This window comes from Streptomyces sp. SAJ15 (assembly GCF_007595705.1).
Lineage (GTDB): Bacteria > Actinomycetota > Actinomycetes > Streptomycetales > Streptomycetaceae > Streptomyces.
Genome location: NZ_NISY01000001.1, coordinates 1,124,442 through 1,142,000, shown reverse-complemented (window position 1 = coordinate 1,142,000; position 17,559 = coordinate 1,124,442). Strand labels below are relative to the sequence as shown.

The window sequence follows — 17,559 nt, the reverse complement described above, 5'->3', positions numbered from 1 at the left end:
GGAGCCGTATCCCCCAGCCGATCAGACCGCGAGGACCTGACGCTTGTTGTAGGTGCCGCAGCTCGGGCACGCGATGTGCTGCTGCTTCGGCTCGTGGCAGCGCTCGCACGCCACCAGGGTGGGGACCGCAGCCTTCCACTGCGACCGGCGGTGGCGCGTGTTGCTGCGCGACATCTTCCGCTTCGGAACAGCCACGGCTACTTCTCCTGCTTCTCGTCGACGCCCGCATCGGCGCCGCCCATGTTGTCCTTCTCGCCGTCCTTGATGGTGTCGGCGAGTCCCTGCAGTGCCGCCCAACGGATGTCGACGGCGTCGTGGTGGTGGTCCGGGTCGTCCGTCAGCCGCATCCCGCAGTCGGGACACAGGCCGAGGCAGTCCTCCCGGCACACCGGCTGCAGCGGCAGTGACAGCACCACCGCGTCCCGCAGCACGGGTTCGAGATCGAGCAAGTCGTCCTCGAGGAAGAGCCTGTCCTCCTCCTCGGCGTCGTCGTCCGAGTCCGCTTCGCGGCCCCAGGCGTCGGCGTCGGGGTAGGAGTACATCTCCTGGAAGTCCGCTTCGAGCTCACGCTCCAGCGGCTCCAGACACCTTACGCACTCCCCCGTGAGCGGTGCACGGGCGGTGCCTGTGACGAGCACCCCTTCCATGACCGACTCCAGGCGGAGGTCGAGCTGCACCGTCGCGCCCTCCCGCACCCCGATGACCTCGATACCGAGGTCCTTGGGGGCGGGCACGGAGCGGGAGAGCCGCTTGAGCGCACCAGGACGCCGCCCGAGCTCGCGTGTGTCGAACACGAGCGGGGCACGGTGGTCGAGGCGGGCGTTCAGGGCTTCCTGCTTTCTACGTGTTACGACGCTTTACGCTGCGGAACGGCTCACCCCGCCACGGCGCGTCGACGCGAAGCGGGCAGCCTAGATCGCGGACGTAGGCGCGACCGAAGAGCCAGGATACTGGACGCGCCGCTCTCGTCCCAATCCGCGGCCCCCGGCGACCGCCCGGCGTCGGTTTCGACGCCGCCCGGCAGGGGCGCGGCGGCGGCCCGGCGAGCCCCTGCCGGCCCGCCCTCCGGGCTCAGCGACCTTGCTCGTACTGGCGCAGCTGATCGAGGTTGATCATGCTGGTGTCGAAGAGGCTGGTCTCGTCGAGCGCCGCGCCCTGCACCCCGTGCTGCGCCGGCTGTGCCTGGTGCCCGCCGTAGCCGCCGCCCGTCGCGTAGCCGTCGTAGCCCTCGTAGCCGGACGCCTGGGGCTGCTGCCAGCCGTACGGGTCCTGTTGCGGGTAGCCGGCGGTCGCGGGCTGCGCGGCGTACGGGTCGTGGCCCTGCGGGTACGTCTCCGGATAGCCGTAGCCGCCCTGCTGCTGGTAGTCCGCGGTCGCGGCGTAGTAGTCCTGCTGGGCCGGCGGGGCGGGGATCCGCGGGGGCGCGGTGGGGGCGGCCGGGATGTCCGGCTGCGCCGAGGGGACCGGGGGAACCGGGTCGTGGGCCGGCGGCTGGGGCACCGCGGGGGCCGGGGCCTGGGGGGCGGCGTGGCCCGCGAGGCCGGCCAGGAAGTCGGCGTCGCTGGTGTGGTGCAGCGCGGCGGGGTCCTGGGCGGCGTCCTGCGCGGCCATGTGGGCGCCCAGCTCGTCGATGGGGCGCGCGCCCAGCAGCTTCTGCCGGCCGCGGCCGGCGGCCTCCAGGGTCTTGGCCAGTACGGCGGAGACGGCGCCCAGCTTGGCGTCCACGTACTCGTCGGCGCGGCGCCGCAGGGTCTCCGGGTCGGCGCTGCGCTCGGGGGCGTCGTCCGGCCGGCCGTCGGGGGTCATCCCGTCGCCCCCGGGGACCCGGCCCAGCAGCTTCTCGCGGCCGCGGTCGACGGCGCCGATGGTCTTGGTGAGCACGACCTCGAAGTTGGCGAGCTTGCTGTCGACGTAGTCGTCGGCCTCGGCGCGGATCTCCTCCGCCTCCCGGCGGGCCTCGGTCAGGATGCGGTCGGCCTCCTCCCGGGACTGCCGCGCGACCTCGGTGTCGGAGATCAGCGAACCGCGCTGGGCGTGCGCGGACTCGATGATCCGGTCGGCCTCCTGGCGGGCCTCCTCGACCATCTGCGCGCGGCCGCCGAGCACCTCCCGCGCCTGGGCGAGGGAGCCGGGGAGGGCGGCGCGCACCTCTTCGAGCATGGCGAGCAGCTCGGCGCGGTTGACCACGCACGAGGCCGACATGGGCATGGACCGGGCGCCGGCGACGGCGTCGACGATCTCGTCGAGCTTCTTCGATACGTCCACCTGGGGCTCGCCACTCTCTCTGACGGATGGGAGGGAACACGAACAGACGCCGACGACTGTACGGCCCAGCGCCCCCGCCCGACACCTACTGACGGGCCGTCACCGGGTCAGCGCTCGCCGAGCCGCTCGGTGAGTGCCCGGAGCACCGTCGGGGGCACCAGGTGGGAGACGTCGCCGCCCCAGGCGGCGACCTCCTTGACCAGGCTGGAGGAGAGGAAGCTGTAGGTGGGGTTGGTCGGCACGAAGAGCGTCTCCACGCCGGACAGGCCGTTGTTCATCTGGGCCATCTGGAGCTCGTAGTCGAAGTCGCTGACCGCCCGCAGCCCCTTGACGATGGCGGGGATGTCGCGTTCCTTGCAGAAGTCGACCAGCAGCCCGTGGAAGGCCTCGACCTCCACATTGCCGAACTCGGCCGTCACCTCACGCAGCAGCGCTATGCGCTCCTCGACGGTGAACAGGCCCTGCTTGGACTTGTTGATCATCACCGCGACGTGCACGACGTCGTACAGCTTCGACGCTCGGGCGATGATGTCCAGGTGTCCGTTGGTGACGGGGTCGAAGGACCCCGGACAGACTGCGCGGCGCAACAGTGGTTCCTCGCTCTCCAGACCGGTCATGACGCGTTGTCGCACGTAGAGGCGGCGCGACCGTACCAAAGCGTGCCCTCGCCGTAGCGACGGGCCCGCAGCCCCTCGAAACCTGCGGGCCACCGGAACTCCCCGCCTCTGGTGCTGCGCTCCACGGTGGCCAGCGCGTCGTCCGTCAGCCACCCGTTACGGAGGAGTGTGAGCAGGATCTCCCGGAGATCGTCGTCGCCGACGGCGTAGGGCGGGTCCAGGAAGACCACGTCGTACGGGCGGTCCGGGGCGGGGGCGGCGGTGATCTGCTCCGCCTTCGCGGTGCGCACCTCGGCGCCGGGCAGCCCGATCGCGCGCACGTTCTCCCGGATGGTGCGGGCGGCTCGGGTGTCCGCCTCCACCAGCAGCACATGCTCGGCGCCGCGCGACAGGGCCTCCAGGCCGACCGCGCCGGAGCCGCCGTACAGGTCGAGCACGCGGGTCCCGTGCAACGAGCCGAGCAGGGACTCCCAGGTGGAGAAGAGGCCCTCGCGCGCCCGGTCCGAGGTGGGTCGGGTGCCGTTGCCTGGCGGCACCGCGAGGCGGCGCCCTCCTGCCGCACCGGCGATCACGCGGGTCATGTAGGTGGGCCGCCCTTCGGTTCGGTCCGCGGCTCGGGCCGCGGCTTCGGTCCGCGGCTTCGGTCGGAGTGTCGGTCCGCGGTTTCGGTCTGCGCTCGCTGCGCATCCATTATTGGCGCATTCCCGACCGGTCCGGACCCGGGCTCAGCCCTTGTCCAGGTACTCCTCCCGCTCCGCGGACAGCAGGGCGTCCAGGACGGTGCGCAGCTCGGGCTGGCCGGCCAGCTCGGGATCGGCCGCCACCAGCGCCTGGGCCTCCTCGCGGGCCGCGGCGATGACCTCCTCGTCGTCGATGACGGCGAGCATCCGCAGCGAGGAGCGGGCGCCCGACTGAGCCTGGCCCAGCACATCGCCCTCGCGGCGCTGCTCCAGGTCGATACGGGACAGTTCGAAGCCGTCCAGGGTGGCGGCGACCGCGTTCAGCCGGGTGCGCGCCTGGCTGGCCTCGGGCATCTCGGTGACCAGCAGGCACAGCCCGGGGGCCGAGCCGCGGCCCACCCGGCCGCGCAGCTGGTGCAGCTGGGAGACGCCGAAACGGTCCGCGTCCATGATCACCATGACGGTGGCGTTGGGGACGTTCACGCCGACCTCGATGACGGTGGTGGCCACCAGCACGTCCACCTCGCCGGCGGAGAACCGGCGCATCACGTCGTCCTTGGCCTCCGGCTGCATCCGGCCGTGCAGCACCTCCACCCGCAGCCCGCGCAGCGGGCCGGCGCCGAGCTGCTCGGCGATGTCCAGCACCGCCAGCGGCGGGCGCTTCTCCGCCTCGTCCTCCGGCGACGGCTGCGCCTCGCCCTTGCCGGCCTTGCCCCGCTTCGCCTCGGCCGCCTCGTCGACGTCGTCGCCGATGCGCGGGCAGACCACGTACGCCTGGTGGCCGCCCTCGACCTCCTCGCGGACCCGTTCCCAGGCGCGGGTCAGGAAGTGCGGCTTGTCCCGCGCGGGCACCACATGGGAGGCGATCGGGGAGCGGCCGGCCGGGAGCTGGTCGAGGACGGAGGTCTCCAGGTCGCCGAAGACGGTCATGGCGACCGTGCGCGGGATGGGGGTCGCCGTCATGACCAGCAGGTGGGGCGTTCGCCGCTCACCCTGGGAGTCCCCCTTGGCCCGCAGCGCGTCGCGCTGCTCGACGCCGAACCGGTGCTGCTCGTCGACCACGACCAGGCCCAGGTCGTGGAACTTCACCTTGTCCTCGATCAGCGCGTGGGTGCCGACCACGATCCCGGCCTCGCCGGTGACCAGGTCCAACAGCGCCTGGCGGCGGGCGGCGGCGCCCATGGAGCCGGTGAGCAGCACCACCTTGGTGCCCGTCTCGGCGCCGCCGGGCATGTCGCCACCGTCACCCTCGCCGGATGGCGCTCCGCGCCACAGTCCCCACCGCTCGGCGAGGTCGCCCATCATCTCCGTGATGGAGCGGTGGTGCTGCTGGGCGAGCACCTCGGTGGGCGCGAGCATGGCGGCCTGGCCGCCGGCGTCGACCACGCCGAGCATGGCGCGCAGCGCGACCATGGTCTTTCCGGATCCGACCTCGCCCTGGAGCAGCCGGTGCATGGGGTGTTCGACGGCGAGGTCGGTGAAGATCTCGGCGCTGACCCGGCGCTGGCCCTCGGTGAGCTCGAAGGGCAGCCTGGCGTCGAAGGCGTCCAGGAGGCCGCCGGAGGAGGGCTTGCGGGCGACCGCGGGCGCCTGCGTGTCGGCGTACCGGCGCCGGGCGAGGGCGACCTGGAGCACGAACGCCTCGTCCCACTTGAGCCGCTCGCGGGCGTCGTGGATGTCGGCCTTGGTGCGCGGCCGGTGGACCTTGAGCAGGGCCTCGGGAAGCGGAACCAGGCCGCGGCCCTCGCGCAGCGCGGGCGGCAGCGGGTCGACGGCGTCCCCCGCGCTCGGGAGCACCGCGTCAACGGCCTTGGCCAGCTTCCAGGAGGCCATCTGCTGGCAGGCCGGGTAGATCGGGATCAGCTGGTTGGCGAAGGCGTCGACCGTCTCCTCCCCGCTGTCCTTGTCCAGCAGCTGGTACTCCGGGTGGGCCAGCTGGAGCTTGCGGTTGAAGACGGAGACCTTGCCGGCGAACATCGCGCGGCGACCGGGCAGCAGCTCCTTGTGCGGCTTGTGGATGCCCTTGCCGAAGAAGACCAGCTGGAGCCGGCCGCTGCCGTCGGTCAGGGTGACCTCCAACCGCTGGCCCCGGCCCCGGTTGAAGGTCAGCACGCGGGCGTCGGCGACCTGCGCGACGACGGTGACGTGCTCGTCCAGCGGCAGGTCGGCGAGGCGCGTCAGCTCGCCGCGCTCGGCGTACCGCCGCGGGTAGTGGTGCAGCAGGTCGCCGACCGTGTGCAGGTCGAGGTGGTCGGCCAGCACCTTCGCGGTGGTGCCGCCGAGGATCTTCTTCAGGGGTTCTTGCAGCGCGGGCACGTCACCCATTGCACACCACACCGGTGACATCGGGGACCGAACCGCGCACCGCGCCGCCGACAACCGACCCGCCCCGCGGCACCTGAGCGGCCCCGATCGCGCTGCCGAAAGGAAGAGCGCCCGGCCTCACGGCTGCGGACACACTCCGGCCCCGTACGCACCGGCGAGTGAGCCGAAGGGCGCGCGGCTGCCGAAAGGGAGAGCGCCCCCGCCTCACGGCTGCGGACGTCCTCCCGCCCCGCACGCACCGGCGAGTGAGCCGAAGGGCGCGCGGCTGCCGAAAGGGAGAGCGCGCGGAGCCTGTGAGGAACGAGCAGGCGAGCACGGTCGAGTGTCGGCAGTCGCTTACAGCGCCCGGAGGCGAACCGAGCCCTGAAAAGGCGCGCGCCCGTTATTCGATGCCGATGATCAACGGTACGGCCTGCTGCTCGCCCCGGTACGCGACCGTGTCGACGGCCAGGTGCCCCTCGCGTACGTGCCCCGTCAGGAGCTCGGAGACGGTGTCGGGGACGCCCTCGCCCAGTACCAGGGTGACCAGTTCGCCGCCGGCGGCCAGCATCCGGTCCAGCACCGTGCGGGCGGTGGCGACCAGGTCGCGGCCGATGACCGCGACATCGCCGTCGATCAGTCCGAGCACGTCGCCGGCCTGGCACACCCCGGCCATGGTCCAGGACTGGTGCTCGGCCACCACCAGCTCGGCGTGGCGGGTGGCCCCGGCGGCGGCGGTCATGGCGACGACGTCCTCGTCGAAGCGGCGGCCGGGTTCGTGGACGGCGAGCGCGGCGATGCCCTGGACGGCGGAGCGGGTGGGGATGAGGGCGACGCGCACTCCCTCGGTGCGGGCCTGTTCGGCGGCGGCCGCGGCGGTGTGCTGGAGCGTCGCGTCGTTGGGCAGCACCACCACTTCGTGGGCGTGGGCGCGCCGGATGGCCTCCACCAGTTCCCCGCTGACCGGCGGCTCCCCGGGCCGGGTGGCGACGACGACGGCGCCCGCCTCCCGGTGGAGCGCGGCCAGTCCGGCGCCCGGCACCACCGCGACGACCGCGCGGGGGGCGCGTTCGCGGCGCGGACCCGGGCCCTCGCCGCCCGGGGCGTCCTCGGCGGTCGCCGCGCCCGGGGCGCCGTGCCCTCGTCCGGCGGCGGCTGCGGCGCCGAAGTGGGTGATGCGGATGCGGTACGGGCGGCCCGCCTGGACGCCGGCCTCGACGGCGGCGCCCGCGTCGTCCACGTGCACATGGACGTTCCACAGCCCGTCGCCGCCGACGACGACCAGGCAGTCGCCGAGCGCGTCCAGCCGGGCCCGCAGCCGGTCGACCGCGGCTTCCTCGGCCTCCAGCAGATAGATCACCTCGAAGGCGGGGCCACCCGCGTGTGCGTCGGCCGTGGTCGACGCGTCGACCACGCAGCTCGCCGCGGGCCCCGCTCCCGGAGTCCTTCCCGAGGCCGGAGCCTTCCCCGATCCGCCGCCGGCCTCGCGTCCGGCGCCGGCCCGCGATCCCGGTGCGGCGGTGCGCGGCGGCGCCGCGGTCGCGCCCGAGAGGGCCTGGGCCAGCGCGCCGAGGACCGCCACCAGGCCGGAGCCACCGGCGTCGACGACGCCCGCGCGGGCGAGCACCTCCAGTTGGTCGGGGGTGGCGTCCAGCGCTCCGCGGGCGCCCTCGTGGGCCGCGCGGGCCACGGCGGCGGTGTCCCCCTCGGCCCGCTCGGCCGCGTCGGCGGCGGCCGCCGCCACGGTGAGTACGGTGCCCTCCACGGGGTGTGCGACGGCCGCGTAGGCCGACTCCGCGGCGTGCCGCAGCGCGCGCTTGAGTACTCGGGGGTCCGCCGTGCGGGGGGCGCCGGCGGCCGCCATCACGTCGGCCATGCCGCGCAGCAGCTGCGCCAGGATGGTGCCCGAGTTGCCGCGCGCGCCGATGAGCGCGCCGTGGGCCATGGCCCGTACGGCATCCGCCAGGGTGGGGTGGGAGGGCGTGCCGGTGGCGGCGGCGTGGCCGTCGAAGGCCGCCTCGACGGCCTGGGCGGCCGACTCGGCGGTCAGATAGAGGTTGGTGCCGGTGTCCCCGTCGGCGACCGGGTAGACGTTGATCGCGTCGATGTCCGCACGGGCTCGTCCCAGCGCCTCCAGCGCCAGCCCGCACCATTCGCGTACCGCCTCGGCGTCGAGCGTGTGCGGCACGGACGTCCTCCTCGGGGGGAGACTCTCGGGGGAGACTGGCTGGCGGATCGGCTTCGCAGCGTAGTCCTGGTGCCAGGGCCCGCGCGGCCCGGGTCGCGCAGGTCATGGTAGTTTCGTTGTACGGGAGCGGTCGTTGTATGCTGCTCCGGTTGCCTGATGCGAATCGGGCCTTTTTTCCCCCTGGCTCTTTCCGCCGGGGCACCTACCGTAAGTGTCTGTCTCCTCGCGAATGCGGGGCTGACCCGTCTTTGGAGTAACCCGTGGCTGCCAACTGCGACGTCTGCGGCAAGGGGCCGGGCTTCGGCAACAACATCTCGCACTCGCACCGCCGCACCCCTCGTCGTTGGAACCCCAACATCCAGACGGTGCGCGCTGTGATCGGTCGGACGCCGAAGAAGCTCAACGTCTGCACCTCTTGCATCAAGGCCGGCAAGGTCTCGCGCTAACGCTGAACTGTCAAGCCGGTCCACCCTGCGGGTGGGCCGGCTTTTCGCATGCCCGGAAACCCCATGGCGCATCCCCCGCGCCCTGCCCCGACCAGCGCCCGAGCGATCAGCCCGTCCGCCAGCGCCAGCCGTGGTCGACCGGGCCGATGCCGGCGCCCAGTGCGAAGCCGGCCGCGATGGCGCCGGTGACGTAGTCCTTGGCGGCGGCGACGGCCGCCGGCACCGGAAGCCCCCGGCCGAGCCCCGCCGCGATCGCGCTGGCGAGGGTGCAGCCGGTGCCGTGGGTGTGCCGGTTGTCGTGGCGGGGAGCGCGCAGCCAGTGCTCCTCGGTGCCGTCCGTCAGCAGGTCGACGGCGTCCGCGGCACCGCCGTCCAGGTGTCCGCCCTTGATCAGCGCCCAGCGCGGCCCGAACTCCAGCACCGCGTCGGCCGCTCGCCGCATGTCGGACTCGTCCGCGACCCGCACGCCGGTCAGCTGAGCCACCTCGTCGAGGTTGGGGGTGGCCACGGTGGCGGTCGGCAGCAGCCTGGTCCGCATCGCGCCGAGGGCGCTGGTGGCCAGCAGCGCGTCGCCGTGCTTGGAGACCCCGACCGGATCCACCACCACCGGCGCCCCGACGTCCGTGAGCAGTTCGGCCACGGTCTCCACCAGTTCGGCGGAGGCGAGCATCCCGGTCTTGACCGCCTGGACGCCGATGTCGTCGACGACGCTGTGGAACTGCGCCCGTACGGCGGCCGCCGGCAGCTCCCAGGCGCCCTGCACACCCACCGAGTTCTGGGCCGTCACCGCCGTGAGCACGCTCATGCCGTGCACGCCCAGCGCCAGCATCGTCTTCAGGTCGGCCTGGACGCCCGCACCGCCGCCGGAGTCGGAGCCGGCGACGGTGAGGACACGGGGCGGTATCGGGGCGGGTGTCTGCGGCATGCCGCAGAATCTACTCGGCCTCCGGCTCGTCGCCGAAGTGGTCCCAGCCGCCGTGCGGCCAGGGCGCGCCGTCGACCGTCACCTGCGGCAGCGCCGAGGGGTTGAGCACCTCGCCGATGACCTTCCAGCGGGCCGGCAGCTTGGCGTCCGGCGGGAAGGTGGCCACGATCGCGTGGTCTTCTCCCCCGTTGAGCACCCACTGGAGCGGGTCCACGCCGACCGCCTGGGCGATGTCGGACATCTGCGAGGGGACGTCGATGTCGCCGGAGCGCAGATCGATGCGCACCTTGCTGGCTTCGGCGATGTGCCCCAGGTCGGCCACCAGCCCGTCGCTGACATCCGTCATCGCGGTGGCGCCGAGCCCGGCGGCCGCGGGGCCGGCGTGGTACGGCGGCTCCGGCCGGCGGTGCGCCTCGACGAAGGCGCGCGGGGAGCGGAAACCGCGGGAGAGCACCGCGTGCCCCGCGGCCGACCATCCCAACCAGCCGGTGACCGCGACCACGTCGCCCGGCTGAGCACCGGATCGAGTGACCGGGTCATGGTTACGGAGGTCCCCCAGCGCGGTGATGGCGACGGTGATGGTGTCACCGCGCACCACGTCGCCGCCGACCACGGCGGCGCCGGCGACCTGGCACTCGTCGCGCAGCCCGTCCATCAGCTCGGTCGCCCAGGTGGTCGGGAGTTCGGCGGGGACGACCAGGCCGAGCAGCAGCGCCGTGGGCACCGCGCCCATCGCCGCGATGTCGGCGAGGTTCTGCGCGGCCGCCTTGCGGCCCACGTCATAGGCGGTGGACCAGTCCCGGCGGAAGTGCCGTCCTTCGAGCAGCACGTCCGTGCTCGCCACCACCCGACGGTCGGGGGCCGCGACCACCGCCGCGTCGTCCCCGGGGCCCAGCCGTACCGCCGATGTGGTGGTGAGCCGGGCGGTGAGCTCTCTGATGAGCCCGAACTCACCCAGCTCCCCCACGGTGCCTTTCACTGCGCTTCTCCTCACGGTGTCACGGTGTTGGTGTCCACGGGCGTCCACGGCCTCGCCACGCCGGGGACGCCGCGCGGGTCTCCCCTCGCCACTCGGCGACGCGGTACCGTGGCGTCCCTTCTCCCCACATGATCCTCGAAGCCGCCCTGGAGGTTCCGTGGTACAGGCGTACATCCTGATCCAGACCGAGGTCGGCAAAGCGTCGACCGTGGCCGATGTGATCAGCAAGATTCCCGGTGTCATCCAGGCCGAGGATGTCACCGGTCCCTACGACGTGATTGTGCGCGCCGAGGCCGAGACGGTGGACGAGCTCGGACGGATGGTGGTGGCCAGGGTGCAGCAGGTGGACGGCATCACCCGCACGCTGACCTGCCCGGTCGTCCATCTCTAGTCCCCCGTCCCCGGCCGCCCCCGTACGGACGGTCGCCTGCGGCCCCCGTATGCTCGGCCGGTGACTCCAGCACGTCCCCGGTCGTCCCGGCGCTCCGCCCTCGTCACGATGGCGGCCCTGTTCGCGGCGACCGGTTGTTCCTTCGCTGACGACTCCGACGCCGCCCCCTCGCCCGTGGTTCCCACCCCGCCCGCGAGGGAGGCGGCGCTCTGCCGTGCCCTGCACCGGGCGCTGCCCGAGCGGGTGGACGGGTTGGCGCGACGGGACACCGCACCGGCGTCGGATCTCACCGCGGCCTGGGGCGATCCGGCCGTGGAGCTGCGCTGCGGCGTGCCCAAGCCTGACGTGCTCACGCCCGGGACGGAACACTACAACCCCAAGCACCCCGCCGTGGAGATCAACGGTGTGGAGTGGCTGCTGGAGGAGCTGGACGAGGGCTATCGCTTCACCACCGTGCTGCGGAAGACCTTTGTCGAGGTCTGGGTTCCGGGGGCTCACGCCCCCGAGGTCAACGTGCTCACCGACCTCGCGAAGCCGGTGCGGAAGACGATCCCGTTCGGCATCTGAACCTGAGGTACGGCCTCCGGGGCACGGGCGCGCACGACACCGGGGCGGAGGGAGACCCCGCCCCGGCGGCACGCGCGTCGGCGGCTAGCGCAGCCCCGTGGAGCGGCGCAGCGCGGCCTGGATCAGGCGGTCCACCAGCTCCGGGTAGCTCACGCCGGACTCCTGCCACATCCGCGGGTACATCGAGATGGGGGTGAAGCCGGGCATCGTGTTGATCTCGTTGATCACGAACTCTCCGCTGTCCAGCAGGAAGAAGTCCGCCCGCACCAGGCCCTCGCAGGACGCCGCGTCGAAGGCGCGCACGGCGAGCTCCCGCACCCGCGCGGTCTGCTCCTCGGTCAGCGGGGCGGGCACGATCCCGGAGGCGGAGTCGATGTACTTCGCCTCGAAGTCGTAGAAGTCGTGGGCGGTGACCGGCGGGATCTCGGCCGGCACGCTGGCCCGCGGCCCGTCCTCGAACTCCAGCACGCCGCACTCGATCTCGCGGCCGCGCAGCAGCGCCTCCACGATGATCTTCGGGTCGTGGCGCCGGGCCTCCTCGATCGCCTCGTCCAGCCCCGCGGGGTCGTCGACCTTGGTGATGCCGAAGGAGGAGCCGGCTCGCGCGGGCTTCACGAACAGCGGCCAGCCGTGCTCGGCGGCGAACTCCACGACCTTCTTGCGGGCCGCGGCCGGGTCGTTCTCCCACTCGCGGGGGCGGATCACCTCGTACGGGCCGACCGGCAGCCCGAAGGAGATGAAGACCCGCTTCATGTACTCCTTGTCCATGCCGACCGCGGAGGCGAGCACGCCGGAACCCACGTAGGGCACACCGGAGAGCTCCAGCAGGCCCTGAAGGGTGCCGTCCTCGCCGTAGGGGCCGTGCAGCATGGGGAAGACGACGTCCACGTCGCCCAGCGCCTTGGGCACCGCGCCCGGCTCGGTGTAGACCACCTCGCGGCTGGTCGGGTCGACGGGCAGCAGCACCCCGCCGTCCGCCGACTCCGCCAGGTCGTCGACGCTCGGCAGCCGCCGCTCGGCGATGGCCATCCGTTCGGGTTCGTCGGCGGTCAGCGCCCAACGGCCGTCCGCGGTGATGCCGATCGGCAGCACGTCGTACTTGGTCCGGTCGATGGCGCTCAGCACGGCGCCGGCGGTGACCACGGAGATGGCGTGCTCGGAGCTGCGGCCGCCGAAGACGACGGCGACGCGCGGCTTACGGCCGCCTGCAGGGCTGGGGGTGGAGGTCTCGCTGCTCATATCGCGATGAGGTTACCTTGCGGTCGCGTCCACGTCAGTGCCGCTCCGGCTTGGCGCTCCGCGACATCAGCTCCTTCAGTGCCACCAGCGGCGGCTTGCCCTCGTGCACGATCCCCACCACGGTCTCGGTGATCGGCATGTCGACGTCGTGCCGGCGGGCCAGATCCAGCACCGACTCGCACGACTTGACCCCCTCGGCGGTCTGCTTGGTGACCGCGATGGTCTGCTCCAGCGTCATGCCGCGGCCCAGGTTGGTGCCGAAGGTGTGGTTGCGGGAGAGCGGCGAGGAGCAGGTGGCGACCAGGTCGCCCATGCCCGCCAGGCCCGCGAAGGTGTGCGCGTCGGCCCCCATGGCCAGGCCCAGCCGGGTGGTCTCGGCCAGGCCCCGGGTGATCAGGGACGCCTTGGCGTTGTCGCCGAGCCCCATGCCGTCGGCGATGCCGACGGCGAGCGCGATGACGTTCTTCACCGCGCCGCCGAGCTCGCAGCCGACCACGTCGGTGTTGGTGTACGGACGGAAGTACGGGGTGTGGCAGGCGGCCTGGAGGCGCCGGGCCACATCCTCGTCGCGGCAGGCCACCACGGCGGCGGCGGGCTGCCGGGCGGCGATCTCCCGGGCCAGGTTGGGCCCGGTGAGCACCGCGACCCGGTCCGCCGGGGCCTTGGCGACCTCCTCGATGACCTCGCTCATGCGCTTGGCGGTGCCGAGTTCGACGCCCTTCATCAGGGAGACCAGCACGGTGTCGGAGGGCAGCAGGGGCGCCCATGCCGCGAGGTTGCCGCGCAGCGTCTGGGAGGGCACGGCGAGCACCGCGAACCGCGCGTCCCGCGCCGCCTCGGCGGGGTCGGTGGTGGCCCGTACCGTCCGCGGGAGCTCGACGCCCGGCAGGTAGTCGGGGTTGGTGCGACCGGTGTTGATGGCCTCGACCAGGCCCGCCCGGCGCCCCCACAGGGTCACCTCGCAGCCGGCGTCGGCGAGCACCATCGCGAAGGCGGTGCCCCAGGAGCCGGTGCCGTAGACCGCGCAGCGCGTCACTTGCGTTCCTCCTCGGCCTCGCGGGCCTGCCGGGCCTCGGGGGCCTTGTCCGTCGCCGGGGTCCGCGCGGCCCCGGAGTCGCTCTCCGTCTCGCCGGTCCGCTCCGCCGGGACGCTCCGCTCCGCCGCGCGGGCCCTGCGCTGCACGGGGGGCCGGTCGGGAACGGGCTCCCCGCGCACCTCGGCGAGGAGTTCGGTGATGGCGGCCATGATGGCGTCGGTGGCGCCGCGCAGCACCTCGACGGTCGGCTCCTGGCCGTAGAACTCGCTCAGGTCCACCGGCGGGCCGGCCTGCACCCGCAGCGTCTTGCGGGGGAAGAGCCGCAGCCGCTTCTCCTTCGCGTACGGGGGCATCGCCTCGTTGGCGCCCCACTGCGCGACGGGGATGACCGGGGCCTTGGTCAGCAGCGCCACCCGGGCGGCGCCGGTCTTGCCGCGCATCGGCCACTGGTCGGGGTCGCGGGTGAGGGTGCCCTCCGGGTAGAAGGCCACACACTCGCCCTTGTTGATGGCGTCCACGGCGGCCCGGAAGGCGTTCGCGGCGTCGGTGGACTCCCGGTAGACGGGGATCTGGCCGGTGCCGCGCAGGAAGGTTCCGACAAAGCTGCCCTTGAAGAGCCCCGCCTTGGCGAGGAACCGCGGCACACGTCCGGTGTTGTACTGAAAGTGCGCGTAGGAGAGCGGGTCGAGATACGAGTTGTGATTGATCGCGGTGATAAATCCACCCTCAGCAGGAATGTGCTCCATTCCTCGCCAGTCCCGCTTGAACAGAACCACTAGCGGCGGTTTTACCAAGACCGCTGCTGCGCGGTACCAGAAGCCGATTCTGCGGCCGGACACTCGGAACACCTCTCTTGAACCCTGCTGACCTGCTGGCTTGCTGCCGTCCGGGCAGCCGCACAAGTGTCGCCCCAGGTACCCGGTCTGTCGAGGACACCGTAACCCCGCCTGGTCCCGGCGGGTCGCGGCAGCAGGCGAGAATGGCACTCGTGCGAGGAATGGGAGCGGCCCCGACGGCGGGTACGACATGGACCCTGGTGGTCCCGCTCAAGCCCTTGTCCCGGGCCAAGAGCAGGCTCGCCGACGCGGTTCCGCGGGACCGCCGGCCCCGGCTGGCACTGGCCTTCGCGCAGGACACGGTCGCCGCGGCACTGGCCTGTGAGGCGGTACGGGATGTGGTGGTCGTCACCGACGACCCGCGTGCGGCGTGCGAGCTGTCGGCCCTCGGCGCGCATGTGGTGCCCGACGCTCCGGGGCGACCCGCGCCCGGGCTGAACGCCGCGCTCGCCCAGGGAGCGCGGGCCGTTCGCGCGCGCCGTCCGCACGCCCCGGTGGCGGCCCTCAACGCCGACCTCCCGGCGCTGCGCGCCATCGAGCTCGCTCAGGTGCTCGAGGCCGCCGCCGCCCACTCACGCGCCTTCCTGGCCGACGCCGCCGGCGTCGGCACCACGTTGCTCAGCGCGGTCGGCGGAGTGGAGCTGGCCCCGGCGTTCGGCGGCGCGTCCCGCGCCCGACACCGGGCGTCCGGCGCCTGGGAACTCGCGCTGACCGGTGTCGACAGCGTCCGCCAGGACGTGGACACGGCAGAGGACCTGGGGTCGGCGCTACGGCTGGGAGTGGGCCCCCGGACGGCGTCCCTGCTCTCCGAGGGGTCATCGGAGACGGAGGGGCTGCCGGCGGCGGAACCGCTGCGGTGATTTCGGCGCCCGCCTCCAGCCACCGCTGGAAGGCGCCGGGCTCCCTGCCCGCCCCCAAAAGCCCTCCAGGGGAAGGGTCACAAGGTCTGCAACGTCACAAAGGTGACGCGCCGCCCCTCGCCCTCACCCTCGACCTCGATGCGCACCCGCTGACCGGGGCGCAGCAGCCGCAGCCCGCCGGCGTCGAAGGCGGCGGCGTCGAACGGCAGCGGAGTGCCGTCGTCGAGCAGCACACTGCCGGCCCGGGTGTCGGAATCGTAGGTGAACGCGGTTGCCTGCATGCCCAGAGCCTAACTCCGACGGGCTCACCCCCCGCCCGTCGGCCGTCCCCACCTCCGGCTTCCCCCGAAACCGGGCTCCCCCGAGCCCGGCCTCGCCCGGACCGGCCGACGCCGGGCACACCGCGGGCCGGGCTCCCCTGGGGAGCCCGGCCCGGCGCGTGACGCTGCCGACGGCCGCGGTTACTTCTTCCGGGCGGTGGTCTTCTTCGCCGTGGTCTTCCGGGCGGTGGTCTTCTTCGCCGGGGCCTTCTTGGCGACGGCCTTCTTCGCCGGAGCGGTCTTCTTGGCGGCGGCCGTGGTCTTCTTCGCCGCCGGCGTGGCGGTGGTGGTCTTCTTGGCGGCGGCCGTGGTGGTCTTCTTCGCCGGTGCCTTCTTGGCGGTGACCTTCTTCGCGGCGGCCGTGGTGGTGGCCTTCTTCGCCGGGGCGGCCTTCTTCGCGACGGCCGTGGTCTTCTTGGCCGCGGCCTTCTTCGCGGTCGCCTTCTTGGCGGCGGCCTTCTTCGCGGCGGCGCCGACCTGGAGGCTGCCCTTCGGCGCCTTCTTGACGGAGACCTCGCCGCCCTTGGGCAGCTTCTTGGAGCCGCTCACCAGGTCCTTGAAGCCCTGACCGGCGCGGAAACGGGGGACCGAGGTCTTCTTGACCCGGACCCGCTCGCCGGTCTGCGGGTTACGGGCGTAGCGAGCCGGACGCTCCACCTTCTCGAACGAGCCGAAACCGGTGACCGAAACCCGATCCCCGGCGACGACCGCGCGGACGATTGCGTCCAGGACCGCGTCGACAGCGTCGGCGGCGTTCTGACGCCCGCCGAGCTTGTCCTGAATCGCCTCTACTAGCTGCGCCTTGTTCACGTCTTCCCCTTCGGAGACATTGCTGAAACCAATGTGTTCAAGCTTTTTCGCACGTTAGGCAGATATATACCGCAAATCAAACACGAAACGGGCTAATCACCCTTGTGCCGCAACGATCTGGACCGTCACGGAGTTCGGTCGTCGTTGGGGTCTTGGGGAAAACGACCCTTGTCGAGGTCGTCCATCAACCGGTCCAGACGCCGCGCCGCGTCTGCCAGATCGTGTTTTGCCGCGGCCGTGATGACCAGCAGCTTCCGGGTCAGCGCCATCCGTACGCCCTCCGGGACTTGCAGTGCGCGCACCATGGAGTGCGCTCGCTTGAGTCGGTCGGCGACAACCCGGTAGAGCTCGAGTTGGGTGTCGCGTTCCATGCGCTGATTGTGCCATCTGCGGCGAGTTGTCGCCTCATGGGGCCTCAACATGCCGATGCGCCGCCGGTCGGTGGACCGGCGACGCATCGTGTCAAACGCGCTCTGCGCAGGGAGAACCGGGGTGGCTCAGAGCTCAACCGTGCTGGGCTTGAAGGAGGGTCGCCGGGCCTCGTAGGCGGCGATGTCGGCCTCTTCCCGGAGGGTCAGGCTGATGTCGTCCAGCCCTTCCAGCAGCCTCCACCGGGCGTTCTCGTCAAGCTCAAATTCAGCCGTGATGCCCTCGGCTCGAACCTGTCGGTCGACCAGGTCGACGGTGACCTCGGCGGCGGGGTCGGCTTCGGTCAGCTCCCACAGCCGGTCCACGGTCTCCTGGGGCAGCACCACGGTCAGCAGACCGTTCTTGAGGGAGTTGCCACGGAAGATGTCGGCGAACCGCGCGGAGATCACGGCCTTGAAGCCGTAGTTCTGCAGCGCCCACACGGCGTGCTCGCGCGAGGAGCCGGTGCCGAAGTCGGGGCCGGCGACCAGCACCGAGGCGCCCTGGCGCTCGGGCCGGTTCAGCACGAAGTCCGGGTCCTTGCGCCACGCCTCGAACAGCCCGTCCTCGAAGCCGTCGCGGGTGACCTTCTTCAGCCAGTGGGCGGGGATGATCTGGTCGGTGTCGACGTTGCTGCGGCGCAGCGGGACGGCCCGGCCGGTGTGGGTGGTGAAAGCTTCCATGGTTC

20 protein-coding genes are annotated in these 17,559 nt (G+C 72.5%); 4 read left to right on the top strand and 16 right to left on the bottom strand.

Going from position 1 to position 17,559, the window contains the following annotated elements:
- Positions 1 to 21: 21 nt before the first annotated feature.
- The 7 genes from rpmF to CD790_RS04985 all read right to left on the bottom strand — a co-directional run bounded on the left by rpmF (position 22) and on the right by CD790_RS04985 (position 8,054).
- Entirely contained in the window at positions 22 to 195 is a 174-nt protein-coding gene (rpmF, locus tag CD790_RS05015) for a 50S ribosomal protein L32 (protein WP_099201005.1), read from the bottom strand.
- 2 nt (positions 196 to 197) lie between these two features.
- Entirely contained in the window at positions 198 to 794 is a 597-nt protein-coding gene (locus tag CD790_RS05010) for a DUF177 domain-containing protein (protein WP_260867316.1), read from the bottom strand.
- Between the two features lie 277 nt (positions 795 to 1,071).
- Positions 1,072 to 2,265, bottom strand: a complete 1,194-nt coding sequence (locus CD790_RS05005; protein ID WP_144381702.1) for an ATP synthase F0 subunit B — start codon at positions 2,263 to 2,265, stop codon at positions 1,072 to 1,074.
- A 107-nt stretch (positions 2,266 to 2,372) separates the two neighbouring features.
- The gene (gene coaD / locus CD790_RS05000; RefSeq protein ID WP_186318865.1) at positions 2,373 to 2,852 is read right to left on the bottom strand and encodes a pantetheine-phosphate adenylyltransferase; all 480 of its coding nucleotides are present in this window, start codon (positions 2,850 to 2,852) and stop codon (positions 2,373 to 2,375) included.
- 26 nt (positions 2,853 to 2,878) lie between these two features.
- On the bottom strand, positions 2,879 to 3,463 hold the full coding sequence (gene rsmD, locus CD790_RS04995) for a 16S rRNA (guanine(966)-N(2))-methyltransferase RsmD (RefSeq protein WP_144381700.1): 585 nt from the start codon (positions 3,461 to 3,463) through the stop codon (positions 2,879 to 2,881).
- A 144-nt stretch (positions 3,464 to 3,607) separates the two neighbouring features.
- Positions 3,608 to 5,887 (bottom strand): ATP-dependent DNA helicase RecG, encoded by a 2,280-nt coding sequence (recG, locus tag CD790_RS04990; protein WP_144381699.1) that lies wholly within the window; start codon positions 5,885 to 5,887, stop codon positions 3,608 to 3,610.
- A gap of 382 nt (positions 5,888 to 6,269) precedes the next feature.
- Entirely contained in the window at positions 6,270 to 8,054 is a 1,785-nt protein-coding gene (locus tag CD790_RS04985; RefSeq protein WP_144381698.1) for a DAK2 domain-containing protein, read from the bottom strand.
- A 260-nt stretch (positions 8,055 to 8,314) separates the two neighbouring features.
- On the opposite strand from CD790_RS04985, the gene rpmB reads away from it, so the two are divergent.
- Positions 8,315 to 8,500, top strand: coding sequence for a 50S ribosomal protein L28 (gene rpmB / locus CD790_RS04980; RefSeq protein WP_144381697.1), 186 nt, complete (start codon positions 8,315 to 8,317; stop codon positions 8,498 to 8,500).
- A gap of 106 nt (positions 8,501 to 8,606) precedes the next feature.
- On the opposite strand, the gene thiD is transcribed toward rpmB, so the two are convergent.
- Together thiD and CD790_RS04970 are read right to left on the bottom strand one after the other, a co-directional pair.
- On the bottom strand, positions 8,607 to 9,425 hold the full coding sequence (thiD, locus tag CD790_RS04975; protein WP_144381696.1) for a bifunctional hydroxymethylpyrimidine kinase/phosphomethylpyrimidine kinase: 819 nt from the start codon (positions 9,423 to 9,425) through the stop codon (positions 8,607 to 8,609).
- Between the two features lie 10 nt (positions 9,426 to 9,435).
- Positions 9,436 to 10,404, bottom strand: coding sequence for a thiamine-phosphate kinase (locus tag CD790_RS04970; RefSeq protein ID WP_144381695.1), 969 nt, complete (start codon positions 10,402 to 10,404; stop codon positions 9,436 to 9,438).
- Between the two features lie 157 nt (positions 10,405 to 10,561).
- On the opposite strand from CD790_RS04970, the gene CD790_RS04965 reads away from it, so the two are divergent.
- Both CD790_RS04965 and CD790_RS04960 read left to right on the top strand, forming a co-directional pair.
- On the top strand, positions 10,562 to 10,795 hold the full coding sequence (locus tag CD790_RS04965; protein WP_144381694.1) for an Lrp/AsnC family transcriptional regulator: 234 nt from the start codon (positions 10,562 to 10,564) through the stop codon (positions 10,793 to 10,795).
- A gap of 60 nt (positions 10,796 to 10,855) precedes the next feature.
- Positions 10,856 to 11,362, top strand: a complete 507-nt coding sequence (locus CD790_RS04960) for a DUF3515 domain-containing protein (RefSeq protein ID WP_260867315.1) — start codon at positions 10,856 to 10,858, stop codon at positions 11,360 to 11,362.
- An 84-nt stretch (positions 11,363 to 11,446) separates the two neighbouring features.
- On the opposite strand, the gene CD790_RS04955 is transcribed toward CD790_RS04960, so the two are convergent.
- From CD790_RS04955 to CD790_RS04945, 3 genes are read right to left on the bottom strand one after another with little or no spacing between them, the layout of a single operon-like run.
- Positions 11,447 to 12,601, bottom strand: a complete 1,155-nt coding sequence (locus CD790_RS04955) for a D-alanine--D-alanine ligase family protein (protein ID WP_144381693.1) — start codon at positions 12,599 to 12,601, stop codon at positions 11,447 to 11,449.
- A 34-nt stretch (positions 12,602 to 12,635) separates the two neighbouring features.
- Positions 12,636 to 13,637, bottom strand: a complete 1,002-nt coding sequence (locus CD790_RS04950; RefSeq protein WP_144381692.1) for an NAD(P)H-dependent glycerol-3-phosphate dehydrogenase — start codon at positions 13,635 to 13,637, stop codon at positions 12,636 to 12,638.
- Positions 13,634 to 14,476: a 1-acyl-sn-glycerol-3-phosphate acyltransferase gene (locus CD790_RS04945; RefSeq protein WP_144381691.1), complete on the bottom strand. Its 843-nt coding sequence runs from the start codon at positions 14,474 to 14,476 to the stop codon at positions 13,634 to 13,636. Before CD790_RS04945 ends, CD790_RS04950 begins: the two co-directional genes overlap by 4 nt.
- Before the next feature lie 158 nt (positions 14,477 to 14,634).
- Between CD790_RS04945 and cofC the strand changes: the two genes are divergently transcribed.
- Positions 14,635 to 15,333: a 2-phospho-L-lactate guanylyltransferase gene (gene cofC, locus CD790_RS04940; protein WP_144381923.1), complete on the top strand. Its 699-nt coding sequence runs from the start codon at positions 14,635 to 14,637 to the stop codon at positions 15,331 to 15,333.
- Positions 15,334 to 15,410: 77 nt separating this feature from the next.
- On the opposite strand, the gene CD790_RS04935 is transcribed toward cofC, so the two are convergent.
- The 4 genes from CD790_RS04935 to leuD form a co-directional block, all read right to left on the bottom strand.
- Positions 15,411 to 15,614: a hypothetical protein gene (locus tag CD790_RS04935; RefSeq protein WP_144381690.1), complete on the bottom strand. Its 204-nt coding sequence runs from the start codon at positions 15,612 to 15,614 to the stop codon at positions 15,411 to 15,413.
- A 180-nt stretch (positions 15,615 to 15,794) separates the two neighbouring features.
- Positions 15,795 to 16,463 carry an HU family DNA-binding protein gene (locus tag CD790_RS04930; RefSeq protein ID WP_144381689.1) on the bottom strand — a complete coding sequence of 223 codons (669 nt, stop codon included), beginning with the start codon at positions 16,461 to 16,463 and terminating at the stop codon, positions 15,795 to 15,797.
- Positions 16,464 to 16,588: 125 nt separating this feature from the next.
- Entirely contained in the window at positions 16,589 to 16,834 is a 246-nt protein-coding gene (locus CD790_RS04925; RefSeq protein ID WP_144381688.1) for a hypothetical protein, read from the bottom strand.
- Positions 16,835 to 16,960: 126 nt separating this feature from the next.
- Positions 16,961 to 17,554 carry a 3-isopropylmalate dehydratase small subunit gene (leuD, locus tag CD790_RS04920; RefSeq protein ID WP_144381687.1) on the bottom strand — a complete coding sequence of 198 codons (594 nt, stop codon included), beginning with the start codon at positions 17,552 to 17,554 and terminating at the stop codon, positions 16,961 to 16,963.
- Between the last annotated feature and the right edge of the window lie 5 nt (positions 17,555 to 17,559).

Bases quoted from the DNA above. Each gene is read 5' to 3' on its own strand.
- rsmD (WP_144381700.1), bottom strand. From the start codon at position 3,463: ATGACCCGCGTGATCGCCGGTGCGGCAGGAGGGCGCCGCCTCGCGGTG.
- recG (WP_144381699.1), bottom strand. From the start codon at position 5,887: ATGGGTGACGTGCCCGCGCTGCAAGAACCCCTGAAGAAGATCCTCGGC.
- thiD (WP_144381696.1), bottom strand. From the start codon at position 9,425: ATGCCGCAGACACCCGCCCCGATACCGCCCCGTGTCCTCACCGTCGCC.
- CD790_RS04955 (WP_144381693.1), bottom strand. From the start codon at position 12,601: ATGAGCAGCGAGACCTCCACCCCCAGCCCTGCAGGCGGCCGTAAGCCG.
- cofC (WP_144381923.1), top strand. From the start codon at position 14,635: ATGGGAGCGGCCCCGACGGCGGGTACGACATGGACCCTGGTGGTCCCG.
- CD790_RS04935 (WP_144381690.1), bottom strand. From the start codon at position 15,614: ATGCAGGCAACCGCGTTCACCTACGATTCCGACACCCGGGCCGGCAGT.
- CD790_RS04925 (WP_144381688.1), bottom strand. From the start codon at position 16,834: ATGGAACGCGACACCCAACTCGAGCTCTACCGGGTTGTCGCCGACCGA.
- leuD (WP_144381687.1), bottom strand. From the start codon at position 17,554: ATGGAAGCTTTCACCACCCACACCGGCCGGGCCGTCCCGCTGCGCCGC.